Source organism: Streptomyces sp. NPDC006463, from assembly GCF_042870715.1.
Lineage (GTDB): Bacteria > Actinomycetota > Actinomycetes > Streptomycetales > Streptomycetaceae > Streptomyces.
The window spans coordinates 515,202-532,194 of sequence record NZ_JBIAHP010000002.1; the positions used below are offsets into that span (position 1 = coordinate 515,202).

Here is a 16,993-nt window from a genome sequence, read left to right on the forward strand (position 1 = left end):
CTCTGAACTGCGGCTACAGGACCGGGAGGTTCTTGCGGAGCTCGAACGCGGTGACCTCGCTGCGGTACTCCTCCCACTCCTGCTTCTTGTTGCGCAGGAAGAAGTCGAAGACGTGCTCGCCGAGGGTTTCGGCGACCAGTTCGCTGCGCTCCATCAGGGAGATGGCCTCGCCCAGGTTCTGCGGGAGGGGTTCGATGCCCATCGCGCGGCGTTCGGCGTCGGAGAGGGCCCAGACGTCGTCGTCGGCGCCCGCCGGGAGTTCGTAGCCCTCCTCGATGCCCTTCAGGCCGGCGGCCAGGAGGACGGCGTACGTGAGGTACGGGTTGGCGCCCGAGTCGATCGAGCGGACCTCGACGCGCGCGGAGCCGGTCTTGCCCGGCTTGTACATCGGCACGCGGATCAGGGCCGAGCGGTTGTTGTGGCCCCAGCAGATGTACGAGGGGGCCTCGCCGCCGGAGCCGGCGGTGCGGGAGGAGCCGCCCCAGATGCGCTTGTAGGAGTTGACCCACTGGTTGGTGACCGCCGCGGTCTCCGCCGCATGCTTCAGCAGGCCCGCGATGAACGAGCGGCCGACCTTGGAGAGCTGGTACTCGGCGCCCGACTCGTAGAAGGCGTTGCGGTCGCCCTCGAAGAGGGAGAGGTGGGTGTGCATGCCCGAGCCGGGGAACTCCGAGAAGGGCTTCGGCATGAAGGTGGCCTGCACGCCCTGCTCCAGGGCGACCTGCTTCATCACCAGGCGGAAGGTCATGATGTTGTCGGCCGTGGAGAGCGCGTCGGCGTAGCGCAGGTCGATCTCCTGCTGGCCCGGGGCGCCCTCGTGGTGGCTGAACTCGACCGAGATGCCCATCGATTCGAGCATGGTGATCGCCTGGCGGCGGAAGTCCATGCCCACGTTCTGCGGAGTGTGGTCGAAGTAGCCGGAGTTGTCCGCGGGAGTGGGCCTGGTGCCGTCGAGCGGCTTGTCCTTCAGCAGGAAGAACTCGATCTCCGGGTGGGTGTAGAAGGTGAAGCCCAGGTCGGAGGTCTTGGCCAGGATGCGCTTGAGGACGTAGCGCGGGTCCGCGAAGGACGGGGAGCCGTCCGGCATCAGGATGTCGCAGAACATCCGGGCGGTGCCGGGGGCCTCGGCGCGCCACGGCAGTATCTGGAAGGTGCTCGGGTCCGGCCTGGCGATCATGTCGGACTCGTAGACCCGCGCGAAGCCCTCGATCGCGGAGCCGTCGAAGCCGATGCCCTCGTCGAAGGCCTGCTCCAGCTCCGCGGGGGCGACCGCGACGGACTTGAGGAAGCCCAGTACGTCGGTGAACCACAGGCGCACGAAGCGGATGTCGCGCTCCTCAAGCGTCCGGAGGACGAATTCCTGCTGCTTGTCCATGCCTTCATCCTCGCAGTTCAGACGGCCTGTGCACCACCACCGAGAGGGCTTGGACACAGTCGGGCCGCCCCAGTATCGCCAGCGGTGGTTTCCGCCAGATTACGCACCCCGCAAAGCTCGCGGCACCCCCGCACTGACCTTGGACCCGTCATGAGCATTACCATCTGCGCCCATGGGGGGCGGGCAGTACACGCGACGGGGGCGTCACACACGTCCCGCGCTGCTGCGCGCCGTCCTCCTGACGGCCTTCGGCGTGCTGACCGGGGTACTCCTCCTGTGCGCCCGACCCGGTGAACACCATGCCCCGACGGAGCACACGGCGGCCCGCGGCGCGGCGCACGCCGTCTGCGTGTCCCCGGACGATCTCCCCGGCTGCTCTCCGCTCGCGCACGTGATCCCGGGCGTGCTGCCCGTGCCGCCGCCCGCCGTGACCGTGGCCGGCGGGGATCCGCCGCCCGCCGTCGCGACCGGCGGGGCGGCGCGGATCCGGCCTCCCGCGCCGCTCGCCCGCGCCCCCGACCTGCATGCCCTCCAGGTGCTGCGGACCTGACGGGTCCGGCTTTCGCGTCCATCCACCCCCCTCAGCAGAAGGAACCAGGGCACCATGGCCAGCAAGTCCGGAAACACCACAGACCAGCACTCCCGCCAGGCGCGCATAGCCCAGATGCGCCGGGCCGACAGGGCCCGCGAGCGGCGCAACAAGGCCATCGCGATCACGACCTCGGCGGTCGTCGTCGCCGGTCTGGTCGGTTTCGGCGCATGGGTGATGATCGACAAGAAGCAGACCGAGCAGCGCAAGAAGGACGCCGCGGAACTGGCCCGCAAGACGCCGGTCGACGGCGAGCAGACCTGGGACGCGGCGAAGTTCGGCCGCAACCACGTCGAGACCCCGGTGAAGTACGACATGAACCCGCCCGTCGGCGGTGACCACCACCCCCGCTGGATGAACTGCAACGGCGATGTCTACAAGAGCCCGGTGCCCGAGGTGAACGCCGTGCACTCGCTGGAACACGGAGCGGTCTGGGTGACGTACAACGAGAAGGCCGGCAAGGACGACCTGGACAAGCTCGCCGAGACGGTGGGCAAGACCCCGTACACGCTGATGAGCCCGGTCAAGGAGCAGGCCGGCTCGATCATGCTCAGCGCCTGGGGCAAGCAGCTGACGGTGGAGAAGGCGGACGACCCGCGCGTGGCGCATTTCTTCACCAAGTACGTGCAGGGCCCGCAGACCCCCGAGCCGGGCGCGGCCTGCACGAACGGGGTGGCCGGCAAGTGAGCCGCACCCCCCGTACGTACTGGGCCGCGGGCTCGGCCGTGCTGGTGGCGCTGCTGTTCGCGGCGGCCGCCACGGTCGCCGCCGCGACCGACGACTCCGGTACGCCGGCCGGCACGCCGGGGCTGCACTCGCCGGACGCGGGCTTCGCGCGCGACATGGCGGTGCACCACCAGCAGGCGGTGGAGATGTCGTTCATCGTGCGGGACCGCACCCAGGACGAGGCGGTACGCAGCCTCGCCTACGACATCGCCAACACCCAGGCCAACCAGCGGGGCATGATGCTCGGCTGGCTGGACCTGTGGGGGCTGCCGAAGGTGGTGGCCGGCGAGCCGCCCATGTCCTGGATGGGCACCTCCGAGGAGGACGGCAAGCACGACGAGCACAGTGGCCACGGCGAGCACAGTGGTCAAGGCGAGCACAGTGGCCACGGCGAGCACGGCACGGACGGCGGCCACGGCGGGCACGGCACCGGCGAGCACGCCACCGACGGCGGCCACAGCGAGAGCAGCAGCCCCTCCGGCCACTCCGGCCACGACACGGCGGCCAAGCCGGGCGCGCTCATGCCCGGCATGGCCACCAAGGAGGAGCTCGCGCAGCTGGCCTCCGCGAGCGGCCGGGACGCGGAGGTGCTCTACCTCCAGCTGATGACCGACCACCACAAGGGCGGCGTGGAGATGGCCGAGGCCTGTGCGCGCCAGTGCCGGACCCCGGTCGAGCGGGATCTGGCGCAGGGCATGGTCGACGCGCAGCGCTCCGAGCTCACCCTGATGGCGGACATGCTGGGCAAGCGCGGAGCCGCACCGCGCGGCTGAGGCGACACGCCCGTACGGTGGTGGAAGGACGCCCTCTCACCCGTACGGGCGTGTACGCCCCGCGTGCAGTCGCGCCGGGCCGAACGTCCGAATGAGGACGAGGACGCCGAGGCGGGCGGCAACCGCCCCCGCCGAGGACGGCGCTCAGGAGGTTTACACGATGACCACCGCCGGAGAGATCATGCACGCCGGGGCCCAGTGGATCCCCGCCACCGAGACCCTCGACCGGGCCGCCCAGCTGATGGCCCGGCTCAACGTGGGCGCGCTCCCCATCAGCGACAAGACGGAACGCCTCTGCGGCATCCTCACCGACCGCGACATCGTGGTGGGCTGTGTGGCCAAGGGGCACAACCCGTCGAAGGTGACGGCCGGCGACATGGCCAAGGGCACGCCGCGCTGGATCGAGGCGAGCGCGGACGTCTCCGAGGTGCTGGAGGAGATGCAGAGCCACCAGATCCGCCGGCTTCCGGTGATCAGGAACAAGAAGCTCGTCGGCATGATCAGCGAGTCCGACCTCGCGAAGCACCTCTCGGAGGAGCAGATCGCCGGCTGGGCGGAGATGGTCTACGCACGCAGCTGACCGGCCGCGGTGCGGACCGCCCGGGCCACCTGGTCCGGGCGGTCCAGCATGACCAGGTGCCCGGCGGGCTCGGCGACCTCGAAGCGGGCGCCGAGCCGGTCCGCGAGGTCCGCCTGGCGGGCGAGCCAGCGCAGGGCGCCACGGCCGGACGAGCCGTCGTGGCCCGCGAGGACGACGGCGGGCGCGGTGAGCGGGTGCGTCCGGCGCAGGGCCAGCAGCTCGGCGGCCATGTCCGGATAGCGGGAGTTCTCCAGCAGGACACCGCGCCAGACGCGGCCGGTGCGGTAGCAGCGCCGTACGAGGTCCCGCGCGGCCGGGTCGCCGCCGCCGGTGCGTGAGGCCCGTACGGCCGCCCGCCGGGCGAGCGGCCCCAGCGCTGCGGGCAGTCCCGCGGCGGCCAGCGCCCCGCCCAGTGCGCGGGCGGCGCCGGTGCGCAGCGCGGCGGGCAGCACCGTACGGGGTGCCTCCTCCACGCTGGAGTCGACGAGAACCAGGGCGGCGGTGCGCCCCGGGTGGAGGCGGGCGAAGGCCTCGGCGTAGAACCCGGCGATCGAGTGCCCGACCACGGTGACGCGGCCGGTGACCGGGCCGGTGAGCCCGAGGACGTCCAGCAGTGCGGCGAGCCGGTGGGCCTGGCCGGCGATGGTCGGCGGCGCGGCGGCCGGGCCGCTGAGGCCGTGTCCGGGCCGGTCGAAGCGGACGACGGTACGGCCCTGGGCCACCAGCCGGGCGGCGACCGGATCCCAGTCGAACCAGGCCATGGCAAGTCCGGCGTCGAGCACGGCCACGGGGCCGCGGCCCTCGACGACCACGTGCAGCGGGACCCCGTCCACCCGGACGAACAGGGCGGCGTCCTTCGCGCGGCGCGTGCTCACGTACGGCCCTCCTTGTGGACGGAGTACGCGAGAAGGCCCAGCCACAGCGCGACGAGGAGTACCTGCAGCCGCTGCCCGGCGCCCAGGGCCCAGGTCCCGTGGCCGGCGGTGAACAGCGCGATGGCCGACAGGGTCCAGGCCGTGGCGAGCAGTTCGAGGACGACGAGCGCGGGGCCGTAGCGGGCGAGCGGGGCGAACCAGCCGTAGCGGCGGGCGGCGACGGTGAGGCCCACCAGACCGACGAGGGCGCCCGTCATGGCGAGACCGCTGCTGACGGCATGGGCCTGATGGGTGGCGGGAACCAGCCCCGCGGTCTCCCGGGCGGCGCAGACGGGGTCCACGGTGGGCGTGCAGCTCAGCGGCAGCCAGGCGTCGGCGGCGGTGGCCGCGCCGAACAGGGTGACCCCTGCCCAGCCGGTGACCGCCCAGGGGCGGCGGGACTCCGCGTGCCGCACCAGCCGGAGCAGCGCGAGCAGTCCGCCGGTGAAGGCGAGCAGTCCGGCGGTGAAGTCGGTGGCGCGGAACAGGCCGCCGAGCGGCTGGTTCTGGGCGGCGAGCTCGCTGACGTACGTCTCGATGGGGTTGAGGCCGGTGGAGAGGACGACTTCGAGCACCCACGCGGTGTAGGCGGCGGCGCCCAGGCCGATGAGCACCGCGACCGGCCAGGCGGTCCGCGGAGAACGCAGAGAGAGGCCATTGGTGGACATGGTGTGACTAATCCTAGACAGACCCGGAGTCGTTCCTTCGATCGGATACCCGCCCCGGGTAGCGTCCGGCCATGACGGGCAGTGACCGGTGTGAGCCGCGCCGCTCGGGGGCGCGGCCCGTGTTCCGGCCGGGGCCGGCGCGCGCGGCGGACCGGCCTCGCCCACGCCGGTCCCCGCCCCAGCCCCGGCCCTGACCTTGACCTTGACCTTGACCTTCGCGTGTCCTCCCCCACCCGTTAGGTGCTCCCATGTGTCCTCATCCCACCCGTCGAGCCGTGCTCGGCGCGTCCGCCGCCGCTGTCGCGATCGCCGGTCCGGGGCTGCTAGCCGGCTGTGCGCACTCCTCCGGACGGGGCCCGCTCCTCGGCACCGGTGTCGGCACCGGCCATGGGGCCGCGCACCACGGCGGGTCCGCCGCCGACGGCCCGCCGGGGTACGTGGATCCGGCCGGGCCCGAGGTCAAGGCCGCCGAGGCCGCCCGCAAGGCCGGCGGGCCCGTCACCGAGGTCAAGCTCACGGCCACCGCCACCACGCTCGACCTCGGCGGCGGCCACACCGTCCGCTCCTGGGCGTACGGGGACCGGCTGCCGGGCAAGGAGGTGCGGGTCACCGCGGGCGGCACCCTCGCCCTCACGCTGGCCAACAACCTCCCCGAGGCCACCTCCATGCACTGGCACGGCCTCGCGCTGCGCAACGACATGGACGGCGTCCCCGGGCTGACCCAGCGGGACATCGCCCCGGGCGGCTCGTTCGCGTACCGCTTCGCGGTCACGCACCCGGGGACGTACTGGTTCCATCCCCATACCGGTGTGCAGCAGGACCGCGGGCTCTACGCCCCGCTCATCGTCGAGGACCCGAAGGAGCCCCTCGCGTACGACAAGGAGTGGGTGGTGGTGCTGGACGACTGGATCGACGGGGTCGACGGCGCCACCCCGGACGCCGTCCTCGCCGATCTCCGCAAGGGCCGGACCGGAGGCCACGACCACGGCAAGGCGCGCGCCCCGGGCACGCCCGCCGGTCCCTCCGCCCCCGCCACCCCGGCGGCCGGACCGAGTGCCACCGGCGTGCCCCCGCACCTGCTCGTGGGCGCCGACAGCGACATCCTCGGCGAGGAAGCGGGCGACGTCGCCCACCCGTACTACCTGGTCAACGGCAGAACCGCGGAGGACCCGTCGGTCTTCACCGCCCGCCCGGGCGACCGGATCCGGCTGCGCATCATCAACGCCGGCGGGGACACCGCCTTCCGCCTCGCCCTCGGCGGCCACGAGCTGACGGTCACCCACACGGACGGCTTCCCGGTCGTACACGCGAAGACGGGCTCGCTGCTGCTGGCCATGGGCGAGCGGTACGACGTCCTGGTCACCGCCGGGAACGGGGTGTTCCCGCTCACCGCGCTCGCCGAGGGAAAGGGGCAGTCGGCGCTCGCGGTACTGCGCACCGGCAGCGGTACCGCGCCCACCGCAGCGACCCGGCCGGCCGAGCTGAACGGGCCCCCGCTGATGGCGGACGCGCTCAAGCCCGCCGAATCGGCCGCACTGGCACCGCGCGAGCCGGACCGCACGGTCCAGCTCAGACTGACCGGCTCCATGACCCGGTACAACTGGGCTTTCGACGGCACTCCCTACACACCCGACCAGCGGCACCCGGTGAAGGCGGGCGAGCGGGTCCGGCTGGAGTTCAGGAACGCGACGCCGATGTGGCACCCGCTGCACCTGCACGGGCACACCTTCGCCCTCGGCGGCGAGGCCGCCGGGGCCCGCAAGGACACCGCGATCCTGCTGCCCGGCGGGACGCTGACGGCCGATTTCGACGCGGACAACCCCGGCCTGTGGATGACGCACTGCCACAACGTCTACCACTCGGAATCCGGGATGATGACGGTGCTCGGCTACCAGCTCTAGGCCCGAACAGGCCCGAAAACAGGCCGGACCCAGGACATCGCGTCAGAAAGACGATTAGACTGGGCCCGTGCCTCAACTTCGTCTCGCTCTGAATCAGATCGACTCGCACGTCGGCAACATCGCCGCCAACGCCGACTCGGTCGTCCACTGGACCCGGCACTCCGCCGAGCAGGGCGCCCACCTGGTGGCGTTCCCGGAGATGGTGCTGACCGGGTACCCCGTCGAGGACCTCGCCCTGCGCAGTTCCTTCGTCGAGGCCTCCCGCACCGCGCTGCGCGAGCTCGCGCAGCGGCTGGCGGCCGAGGGCTTCGGCGAGCTGCCGGTCGTCGTCGGCTACCTCGACCGCACCGAGAAGGCGGCGCCCCGGCTCGGCCTTCCGGCTGGCTCCCCGGAGAACGCGGCCGCCGTGCTGCACCGCGGCGAGGTCGTGCTGCGCTTCGCCAAGCACCACCTCCCCAACTACGGCGTGTTCGACGAGTTCCGGTACTTCGTGCCGGGCGGCACCCAGCCGGTGATCCGGGTGCGCGGCGTCGACGTGGCCCTGGCCATCTGCGAGGACCTCTGGCAGGAGGGCGGCCGGGTCCCGGCCACCCGCTCCGCCGGGGCGGGGCTGCTGATCTCGATCAACGCCTCCCCGTACGAGCGCAACAAGAACGACGTGCGCCTGGAACTCGTCCGGAAGCGGGCCCAGGAGGCCGGCTGCACCCTCGCCTACCTGGCCATGATCGGCGGCCAGGACGAGCTGGTCTTCGACGGCGACTCGATCGTCGTGGACGCCGACGGCGAGGTCATCGCCCGCGCCCCGCAGTTCTCCGAGGGCTGCGTGCTCGTGGACCTCGACCTGCCGGTCGCGCGGGCCGACGCCCCCGAGGGCGTGGTGGACGACGGGCTGCGCATCGACCGCGTGATCCTCTCCGAGGATCCCGTGGAGCCGTACGACGCGGTCGTCACCGGCGGCTACGCCGACCGCCTCGACGACGACGAGGAGATCTACGACGCGCTGGTCGTGGGCCTGCGTGCGTACGTCAGGAAGAACGGATTCCGGTCCGTCCTTGTCGGGCTCTCCGGCGGCATCGACTCCGCGCTGGTCGCCGCGATCGCCTGCGACGCGATCGGCGCGCAGAACGTGTACGGCATCTCGATGCCCTCGAAGTACTCCTCGGACCACTCCAAGGGCGACGCGGCCGCACTCGCCGAGCGGACCGGCCTGAACTTCCGGACCGTGCCGATCGAGCCGATGTTCGACGCGTACATGGGATCGCTGGGCCTCACCGGCCTCGCCGAGGAGAACCTCCAGTCCCGGCTGCGCGGCACCATGCTGATGGCGGTCTCCAACCAGGAGGGCCACATCGTGCTGGCCCCCGGGAACAAGTCGGAGCTGGCCGTCGGCTATTCCACCCTGTACGGCGACTCGGTGGGCGCGTACGGCCCGATCAAGGACGTCTACAAGACCGACGTCTTCCGCCTCGCCCAGTACCGCAACCGGGCCGCGGCCGAGCGCGGCGAGGTCCCGCCGATCCCGGAGAACTCGATCGTGAAGCCGCCGAGCGCCGAACTGCGCCCCGGCCAGGTGGACACGGACTCGCTGCCGGACTACCCGGTGCTCGACGCGATCCTCGCGCTGTACGTGGACCGCGACCAGGGCATGGAGGAGATCGTCCTGGCAGGCTTCGACCGCGAGCTGGTGGCCAGGACCCTGCGGATGGTGGACACGGCGGAGTACAAGCGCCGCCAGTACCCGCCGGGCACGAAGATCTCCGCGAAGGGCTTCGGCAAGGACCGCCGGCTGCCCATCACGAACGGCTGGCGCGAGCAGGCGTAACACGTCGGTACGGAGGTCGGGCCCGGGCCGGGGCCCTGGCCCGACCTCCGTACCGGACCTGCGTGAGCTACGGCTTGACCGTGACCCGGGCCGCGACCGGGAGGTGGTCGCTGCTCGTGCGCGGGAGGGTCCAGGAGGCCTCCGGGCTGATCCCGCGGACCATGATCTGGTCGATCCGGGCCATCGGGAACTGGGCCGGCCAGCTGAAGCCGAAGCCGTCGCCCGCCGCGCCCTGCGTGGAGCGCATCTGTGAGGTGACCTCGGACAGGGCGCGGTCGTTCATGGTGCCGTTGAGGTCGCCGAGCAGGATGACCTTCTTCAGCGGTTCGCCGGCGAGGGCGGCGCCCAGCGCGTCGGCGCTGTTGTCGCGCTGGTTGGCGGTGAATCCGGCGTTCAGCTTGACCCGGACCGAGGGAAGGTGGGCGACGTACGCGGCGACCGGCCCGTACGGGGTGTCCACCGTGGTGCGCATGGCCCGGGTCCAGCCCAGCCTGATGTCGACCGGCCGACTGGCGCTCAGCGGGAACTTGCTCCACACACCGACCGTGCCCTCGACCGCGTGGTACTTGTACGTGCCCGCCAGGGCCTTCTCGTAGACGGGGACGGCGCTCCCCTTGAGCTCGGTCAGGGCCAGCACGTCGGCCCCGGACTTCGCCACGGACTCGGCGGTCCCGCGCGGGTCGGCGTTGTCGGCGTCCACGTTGTGCGTGGCGACCACGAGGTTGCCGCCGGAGCCGGATTTGTCGGTCACCAGGCCGCCGAACAGGTTCACCCAGACCCCGGCCGTCAGCAGTATCGCGATGAGCGCGGTCGCGGAGCGGCGGTACACGGCGGCGCCCAGCAGGAACGGGACGGCCAGGCCCAGCCAGGGCAGGAAGGTCTCCGTGAGGCTGCCGAGGTTGCCCACCTGGTTGGGCAGCTCCGCGTGGAAGATCATGACGAGCGAGATCAGCACGGCGATCCCGGTCAGTACCAGCCCGCGCCGCCAGATGCCCCGGTCTCCTCGCAGTTCGGCCAGCCGGCGCCGGAAGCGGGATCCGAAAGGCTCGGGTTCCGAGCCGCCGTTCCCCTTTTCCGTCATGTACGCCTGTGCCATGCCCCTGCCCTCACTGCCGTGCTCGCGCTCCGTCTCCGCCCATTGACCCTAGGCGATGTCCGAAGCCTTACGTGTCCTGCGTCACCGACCGTCTCCTGTCGCGGTCGTACGTCCGGGAGGACGAACGGCCGTACGCCACGGGTTCCGCTTGTCACGAAACGCGCACATTCGGCCGCGCGCGCCGGGCGCGCTCCCCCCGCCACTTCCGTCGCGGGCCACGTGGATGCCACCATGGTGGATGAGTCCGGGGACGCCGTGAGGGCGCCTCGAGATGACACAAGGAGCAGTTGCAATGACGCATGCCGTTTCGCCTGCCCGCGAACCCGCTTCAGCACCCTCGTCGGGTTCCCCCACCCTGTACGGAGGCACGGGCACCCGGCGCATCACCGTCCGCGACCTGACCCTCGCCAAGGAACGCGGCGAGAAGTGGCCCATGCTCACCGCCTACGACGCGATGACCGCGTCCGTCTTCGACGAGGCCGGCATCCCGGTCATCCTCGTCGGCGACTCGATGGGCAACTGTCACCTCGGCTACGACACCACCGTCCCCGTGACGATGGACCAGATGACCATGCTGTCGGCGGCCGTCGTACGGGGCACCAGCCGCGCGCTCGTCATCGGCGACATGCCGTTCGGGTCGTACCAGGAAGGCGCCGTGCAGGCCCTGCGCAGCGCCACCCGCCTCGTCAAGGAAGCCGGCGTGGGAGCGGTGAAGCTGGAAGGCGGCGAGCGCTCGCTGCACCAGACCGAGCTGATCGTCCAGTCCGGCATCCCGGTGATGTCCCACCTGGGCCTGACCCCGCAGTCCGTCAACGCCATGGGTTACCGGGTGCAGGGCCGCGGCGACGAGGCGGCGCACCAGCTGCTCCGCGACGCCAAGGCCGCGCAGGACGCCGGCGCCTTCGCGGTGGTGCTGGAGCTGGTCCCGGCCGAGCTGGCCGCCGAGGTCACCCGGTCCCTGCACATCCCGACGGTCGGCATCGGCGCGGGCGCGGAGTGCGACGCGCAGGTGCTGGTGTGGACCGACATGATGGGACTGACCGGCGGGAAGATGCCGAAGTTCGTGAAGCAGTACGCGAACCTGCGCCAGACCATGAACGACGCGGCGAAGGCATTCGCCCAGGACGTGGTCGGCGGGACCTTCCCGCAGCCGGAGCACGCGTTCCACTGAGGCCACCGGCACGTAGGTGAACAGCAGTTCCGGCAGCCCGCCGACGCGATGTCGGCGGGCTGTCGGCTGCCTGTCGGTCGGCTGTCGGTGGTTTGTCAGTGGGACCTGGTCCCATGGTGGACATGACGCGAAACGACAACAAGCCTCACGCCGTGGAAGTACGGGGGCTGGTCAAGCACTACGGCGAGACCAGGGCCCTCGACGGTGTCGACCTGGATGTGCGCGAGGGCACCGTCCTCGGGGTCCTCGGGCCCAACGGTGCCGGCAAGACCACCCTGGTGCGCTGCCTTTCCACCCTGATCGTCCCTGACTCCGGGACCGCGACCGTCGCGGGCTACGACGTGGTCCGCCAGCCGCGGCAGCTGCGCCGCACCATAGGCCTGACCGGCCAGTACGCCTCGGTCGACGAGAAGCTCTCCGGCTGGGAGAACCTCTACATGATCGGGCGGCTGCTCGACCTGTCCCGCAAGGACGCCCGCCGCCGCGCGGACGAGATGCTGGAGCGGTTCTCCCTGACCGAGGCGGCCAAGAAGGCCGCCATGAACTACTCCGGCGGCATGCGGCGCCGGCTCGACCTCGCCGCCTCGCTGATCGGCAACCCGGCCGTGCTCTACCTGGACGAGCCGACGACCGGCCTGGACCCCCGCACCCGCAACGAGGTGTGGGACGAGGTCCAGCGGCTGGTCGCCGAGGGGGCCACCGTCCTGCTCACCACCCAGTACATGGAGGAGGCCGAGCAGCTCGCCAACGAGCTGACGGTCATCGACCGCGGCAAGGTCATCGCCAACGGCAAGGTCGACGAGCTGAAGGCCCGTGTGGGCGGCCGCACCCTGAAGATCCGCCCCGTGGACTCCTCCGACCTGCCGGGCATGGCCCGTGCGCTGTCGGAGGCCGGGCTGGACGGCGTGGCCGGCTCCCAGGCCGTGCCCGACGAGGGTGTGCTGCTGGTCCCGATCCTGACCGACGAACAGCTGACCGCCGTGGTCGGCCTGCTGGCCGCCCGCGGGTACGCGATCGCCGACCTCGGCACCTACCTGCCCAGCCTCGACGAGGTGTTCCTGGCCATCACCGGCCAGAAGCCCACCGTCGTCGAGGACTCCGTCCCCACCGAGAAGACCGAGGAGGTCGCGGCATGAGCACCGTAACCACGACGAAGCCCACTCCCACCACCTCCGCCCCGGCCTCGGCGGCGGCGCACCACGGCGAGGGCCGGATCGGCCTGCGGGGCAACCTGCGGCACATCGGCGCGCTGGTGCGCCGCAACGCGATGCAGATCAAGGCGGACCCGGAGTCGATGTTCGACGCCGTGCTCATGCCGATCATCTTCACCCTGCTCTTCGTGTTCGTCTTCGGCGGTGCGATCTCCGGCAAGGGCAACCAGGAGGCGTACGTCAACTACGTCATCCCGGGCCTGATGGCCATGATGGGCATGAACATCTCAATGGCGGTCGGCACCGGCGTCAACGACGACTTCAAGAAGGGGATCATGGACCGCTTCCGGTCCATGCCCATCGCCCGGTCCTCCGTGCTCCTCGCGAAGATCGTCGTCGAGATCGGCCGGATGCTGGTCGCCATCGCGATCCTGCTCACCGTCGGCTTCATCCTGGGTCTGTCGATCAAGGGCTCGGTGCTGGACCTGCTCTGCGCCATCGGTCTGTCCGCCATCTTCGGCGCCTCGCTGATGTGGATCTTCATCCTGCTCGGTCTCACCCTGAAGACGGCGCAGGCCGTCCAGGGCATGGCGATGCTGGTCCTGATGCCGCTGCAGTTCGGCAGCTCGATCTTCGCCCCGCCGACCACCATGCCGGGCTGGCTGCAGTCCTTCACGGACTACAACCCGCTGTCCAACCTGGCCGACGCGGCGCGCGCCCTGATCAACGGGGCGCCCATCGGCAACTCCGTGTGGATGACCCTGGGCTGGTCCCTCGTCATCACCGCGGTCACCATGCCGCTCGCGGTGCGAAAGTTCCGCCAGAAGACCTGACCCGCGGACCGATCCGTTCGGATCGCGTCCCGGACGGACACCGGCCGGGGGCCGGGTCAGATGAGGGCGGTGGCCTCCTCCAGGGTGAGGCCACCGCCTTCGGCGTACGCGTTCTCGTAGGCGGCGTCACCCAGCGCCGCCCGTGCCAGCTCCTGCGCGCGGGCGAAGTCCTCGCGTTCCGTCGTCACCGGGAAGTGCGCGGGTGGCAACAGCGCACCGTAGGCGCCCAGCAGCCGGGCCGCGTCGTACTCCCGGCGCGGGCCGCCGAGCGAGACCAGTGAGAGGGCCGCGGTCAGCACGTAGACCGCCGGCATCTGCGGGGCCACCATGCGCGCCATCGGGTCCGTGGCCGTCTCCATGGCATGGCGCAGCCTGCTCAGGGCCTCCTCGTACAGCCCCTGCTGGTTGTCCAGCCAGGCCATCGTGCCGAGCAGGAATCCGTCGAAGATGGCGAACGCGCCGAAGGCGAACTCGTCGCGCAGGAGCTGGAGCTGGGCGCGGGCCTGGGGGATCCGTCCCGTACGGCCGAAGATGCCCGCGAGGAACATCCGGGCGGCGGGCATGGCCTCGTTGCCGTACCGCTGCAGCCTGGCGGTGATCTCGGTGAGGATCTGCTCGGCCTCCTCGATCCGGCCGTCCTCGGTCAGTGTCCCGGCCATCCGTACGCGCAGCACCGTCACCTGGGCCATGGCGCCGAGGCGTTCGGCGTAGGTGATCGCCTCGCGGTAGTCGCGGGCGGACAGGGCGTACTCACCGCGTTTCTCCCGGGCCTCGGCGCGGGCGGACAGCGCCTCGGCGCAGCCCCAGGCGTCGCCGAGTTCCCGGAAGAGGGCGAAGCTCTCGTCGGCGTCGCGGGAGGCGTCGCCGGCCCAGTCGGCCCGGTTGGCGAGGATGTTGGCGCGGAGCTGGAGGGCGGAGGCGAGCTCCCAGCCGTAGCCGAGCTCGCGGGCGGCGTCGACGGTCTCGTCGACGGCCCGCTGGAGCAGGCTGGGCTCGCCCGCGATCATGACGGCGTAGATCCACAGCGAGCCCGGTGTCCGGCAGGTCTGCGGAAGGCCGGGCCGGTAGGTCGCGAGCACGGCGTCGACCCGGGCGCGGGCCTCCGGACTGTTCCAGGTTTCGCTGGTCTGGTCCCGGGAGGCCAGGTGGAGCAGGTGAAGGGCGCGCCAGGCCTCGGTGAGCAGTTCGCCGCTGTAGGGCGGGGGCGTGTCGACGAGCCGCTCGTACACCGGCTCCGCCGGGACGACGGGCAACGCGAAGGGATCGGGGCCGAGCGCGACGGCCGCGTCGCACCAGTGCCGGGCCTCGGAGCGCAGGTCGTGCATGTGCCAGTACCAGCCCAGGGAGTGGGTGAGGCACAGCACTTCGTCGGCGTCGCGGGCGGTGACGGCACGGCGCAGGGCCGTACGGAGGTTCTCGTACTCGGTGGCGAGCCGGTCGGCGGCCGCGCGCTGGCCGTGGCCGCGCAGCAGCGGCTCGGCGGTGCGGGCGAGTTCGCGGTAGTGGACGAGGTGACGGCGCTCGGTGGCCTCCCGGTCGCCGCCGGCCTCGGCGAGGCGCTCGGCGGCGTACTCGCCGACCGTCTCCAGCAGGCGGTAGCGCATGCCGGAGCCGTCGGGGCCGGGGGCGGCCACGACGAGGGACTTGTCGACGAGGGAGCCGAGCGTGTCGGCGACGTCGAGGCCGCCTTCGGCGCACACCGTCTCGGCGGCGGCCAGGTCGCAGCCGCCCGCGAAGACGGACAGCCGGCGCAGGACGATGCACTCGGGCTCGTCGAGCAGGTCCCAGGACCAGTCGACGACGGCCCGCAGGGTCTGCTGCCGGGGCAGCAGGGTGCGGCTGCCGCCGGTCAGGAGCCGGAAGCGGTCGTCGAGCCGGTCGGCGATCTGACGCGGGGTGAGCAGCCGCAGCCGGGCCGCGGCCAGCTCGATGGCCAGCGGCATTCCGTCCAGCCGGCGGCAGATCTCGGCGGCCGCGGCCGGGTCTTCGGCCACGGTGAACCCGGCGCGGGCGGCGGCGCCGCGGTCGTCGAGGAGCCGCAGCGCGACCGCGTCGGGCAGCGGCTCCACCGGGCGCAGCGTCTCCCCCGGTACGCCGAGGGGTTCGCGGCTCGTGGCCATGATCCGGACGCCGGGGCAGTGGGTGAGGAGGCGTTCGGCGAGCTCGGCGGCGGCGTCGATGACGTGCTCGCAGTTGTCGAGCAGCAGCAGGAGCCTTCGGTGGGCGCAGTGTTCGGCCAGACGGTCGAGGGGGTCGTCCCCGACGCGCTCGGTGAGTACCCGCATCTCCTCGGCGGCGGCGCCGCGCAGCTTGGTCTCGCGCGCACCGAGCGCGGCGAGCGCGGCCTCGGCGACGTCCTCGGGGTCGTCGACGGGGGCGAGCTCGACGAGCCACACCCCGTCGGGCCAGTCGCCCGCGTCCTGTGCCTCTGCGGCCTCCTGGGACAGCCGGGTCTTGCCGGCTCCGCCGGGTCCCAGCAGCGTGACGAGCCGGGCCCGGGCGAGGTCGGCGCCGATGGCGCGGATGTCGTCCTCGCGCCCGACGAAGGTGGTGAGCCGGGCCCGGAGGTTGCCCTGCCCGGGCTGCGGCGGAACCGGAGACTGCGGCTGGGCTCCCGGCCGGGAGACGGCGGCGGGTTCGGGGGCGGCTGCGGGTACGGCTCCGGCCTCGGGTGCGGGGTTCAGGAGCTCGGCGTGCAGGGCGCGCAGGGCCGGGCCCGGGTCCGTGCCCAGGCGGGCGGCGAGGTCCAGGCGGACGGTGTCGTACGCGGCCAGGGCCTCCGACGGGCGGCCCGCGTCGCGCAGGGCCCGGATGCGCAGGGCCTGCAGGGGCTCGTCCAGCGGCTGCCGGGCGCACAGCGCGGTCAGCTCCGGCAGCGCCTGCTCCGCCCCGCCCAGGGCCAGGGCCGCGGCGAGCCGGCCCCGGCGCGCGTCGCCCCGTACGGCGTCCCAGCGCGCGGACTCCGCGGCCGGGTCGGGGAGGTCCGCCAGGGCCGGCCCGCGCCACAGGGCGAGGGCCTCGTCGTACAGGGCCGCGGCCTTGGCCGCCTCGCCTGCCTCCAGGGCCTCGCTCCCGGCGCGGGCCAGCCGCTCGAAGCGGTACAGGTCGATGTCCTCGCGGTCGGCGGCCAGCAGGTAGCCGCCCTGCGCCGAACGCACGGCCTCGTGCCCCAGCGCCCGCCGCAGCCGCCCGACCAGCGCCTGCAGGGCGGCCACCGGGTCGGCCGGCGGATCGCCGTCCCACACCTCGTCGACCAGCAGGTGCGCCGGGACCGCCCGCCCGGGGCGCAGCGCGAGCCCGGTCAGCAGCGCCCGCAGGCGCGCTCCGCCGACGGCCACGGGGGTCCCGTCGTCGCGTATGGCCTGGGTGGTGCCGAGAATCGCGTAACGCACCG

Annotated in this window: 14 protein-coding genes; 9 read left to right on the forward strand and 5 right to left on the reverse strand. The window is 72.3% G+C overall.

The genetic code is table 11. The annotated features are described in order from the left end of the window. Positions 1-13: 13 nt before the first annotated feature. On the reverse strand, positions 14-1,375 hold the full coding sequence (locus tag ACFYOB_RS06170) for a glutamine synthetase family protein (protein ID WP_388555140.1): 1,362 nt from the start codon (positions 1,373-1,375) through the stop codon (positions 14-16). A 172-nt stretch (positions 1,376-1,547) separates the two neighbouring features. Here ACFYOB_RS06170 and ACFYOB_RS06175 point away from each other — a divergent pair, with 172 nt between their 5' ends. The 4 genes from ACFYOB_RS06175 to ACFYOB_RS06190 all read left to right on the forward strand — a co-directional run bounded on the left by ACFYOB_RS06175 (position 1,548) and on the right by ACFYOB_RS06190 (position 4,043). Next, positions 1,548-1,925: a hypothetical protein gene (locus tag ACFYOB_RS06175; protein WP_388555141.1), complete on the forward strand. Its 378-nt coding sequence runs from the start codon at positions 1,548-1,550 to the stop codon at positions 1,923-1,925. A 54-nt stretch (positions 1,926-1,979) separates the two neighbouring features. Beyond that, complete coding sequence (locus tag ACFYOB_RS06180; protein ID WP_388555143.1) at positions 1,980-2,651, forward strand: DUF3105 domain-containing protein; 672 nt, start codon at positions 1,980-1,982, stop codon at positions 2,649-2,651. Continuing rightward, on the forward strand, positions 2,648-3,463 hold the full coding sequence (locus tag ACFYOB_RS06185) for a DUF305 domain-containing protein (protein ID WP_388555145.1): 816 nt from the start codon (positions 2,648-2,650) through the stop codon (positions 3,461-3,463). Before ACFYOB_RS06180 ends, ACFYOB_RS06185 begins: the two co-directional genes overlap by 4 nt. A 160-nt stretch (positions 3,464-3,623) precedes the next feature. After that, a complete protein-coding gene (locus ACFYOB_RS06190; protein WP_388555147.1) occupies positions 3,624-4,043 on the forward strand; it encodes a CBS domain-containing protein in 420 nt (139 codons plus the stop codon). Here the strand turns inward: ACFYOB_RS06190 and ACFYOB_RS06195 are convergent. Together ACFYOB_RS06195 and ACFYOB_RS06200 are read right to left on the reverse strand one after the other, a co-directional pair. Continuing rightward, positions 4,028-4,918: an alpha/beta fold hydrolase gene (locus ACFYOB_RS06195; protein ID WP_388555150.1), complete on the reverse strand. Its 891-nt coding sequence runs from the start codon at positions 4,916-4,918 to the stop codon at positions 4,028-4,030. The genes ACFYOB_RS06190 and ACFYOB_RS06195 overlap by 16 nt on opposite strands. Beyond that, positions 4,915-5,625, reverse strand: a complete 711-nt coding sequence (locus ACFYOB_RS06200; RefSeq protein ID WP_388555153.1) for a DUF998 domain-containing protein — start codon at positions 5,623-5,625, stop codon at positions 4,915-4,917. Before ACFYOB_RS06200 ends, ACFYOB_RS06195 begins: the two co-directional genes overlap by 4 nt. A gap of 248 nt (positions 5,626-5,873) precedes the next feature. Here ACFYOB_RS06200 and ACFYOB_RS06205 point away from each other — a divergent pair, with 248 nt between their 5' ends. Continuing rightward, a complete protein-coding gene (locus ACFYOB_RS06205; RefSeq protein ID WP_388555155.1) occupies positions 5,874-7,526 on the forward strand; it encodes a multicopper oxidase family protein in 1,653 nt (550 codons plus the stop codon). 67 nt (positions 7,527-7,593) lie between these two features. Continuing rightward, positions 7,594-9,348, forward strand: coding sequence for an NAD+ synthase (locus ACFYOB_RS06210; protein WP_388555157.1), 1,755 nt, complete (start codon positions 7,594-7,596; stop codon positions 9,346-9,348). Positions 9,349-9,415: 67 nt separating this feature from the next. Here the strand turns inward: ACFYOB_RS06210 and ACFYOB_RS06215 are convergent, their stop codons facing one another. Continuing rightward, positions 9,416-10,444, reverse strand: coding sequence for an endonuclease/exonuclease/phosphatase family protein (locus tag ACFYOB_RS06215; protein WP_388555160.1), 1,029 nt, complete (start codon positions 10,442-10,444; stop codon positions 9,416-9,418). 292 nt (positions 10,445-10,736) lie between these two features. On the opposite strand from ACFYOB_RS06215, the gene panB reads away from it, so the two are divergent. The 3 genes from panB (at position 10,737) to ACFYOB_RS06230 (ending at position 13,599) form a co-directional block, all read left to right on the forward strand. Further along, positions 10,737-11,615 carry a 3-methyl-2-oxobutanoate hydroxymethyltransferase gene (panB, locus tag ACFYOB_RS06220; RefSeq protein WP_388555163.1) on the forward strand — a complete coding sequence of 293 codons (879 nt, stop codon included), beginning with the start codon at positions 10,737-10,739 and terminating at the stop codon, positions 11,613-11,615. A 113-nt stretch (positions 11,616-11,728) separates the two neighbouring features. Further along, entirely contained in the window at positions 11,729-12,751 is a 1,023-nt protein-coding gene (locus tag ACFYOB_RS06225; protein ID WP_388555166.1) for an ATP-binding cassette domain-containing protein, read from the forward strand. Beyond that, complete coding sequence (locus ACFYOB_RS06230; RefSeq protein WP_388555169.1) at positions 12,748-13,599, forward strand: ABC transporter permease; 852 nt, start codon at positions 12,748-12,750, stop codon at positions 13,597-13,599. The genes ACFYOB_RS06225 and ACFYOB_RS06230 overlap by 4 nt, the downstream gene beginning before the upstream one ends. Positions 13,600-13,655: 56 nt before the next feature. Here the strand turns inward: ACFYOB_RS06230 and ACFYOB_RS06235 are convergent, their stop codons facing one another. After that, positions 13,656-16,991, reverse strand: a complete 3,336-nt coding sequence (locus tag ACFYOB_RS06235; protein ID WP_388555171.1) for a BTAD domain-containing putative transcriptional regulator — start codon at positions 16,989-16,991, stop codon at positions 13,656-13,658. Positions 16,992-16,993 lie beyond the last annotated feature (2 nt).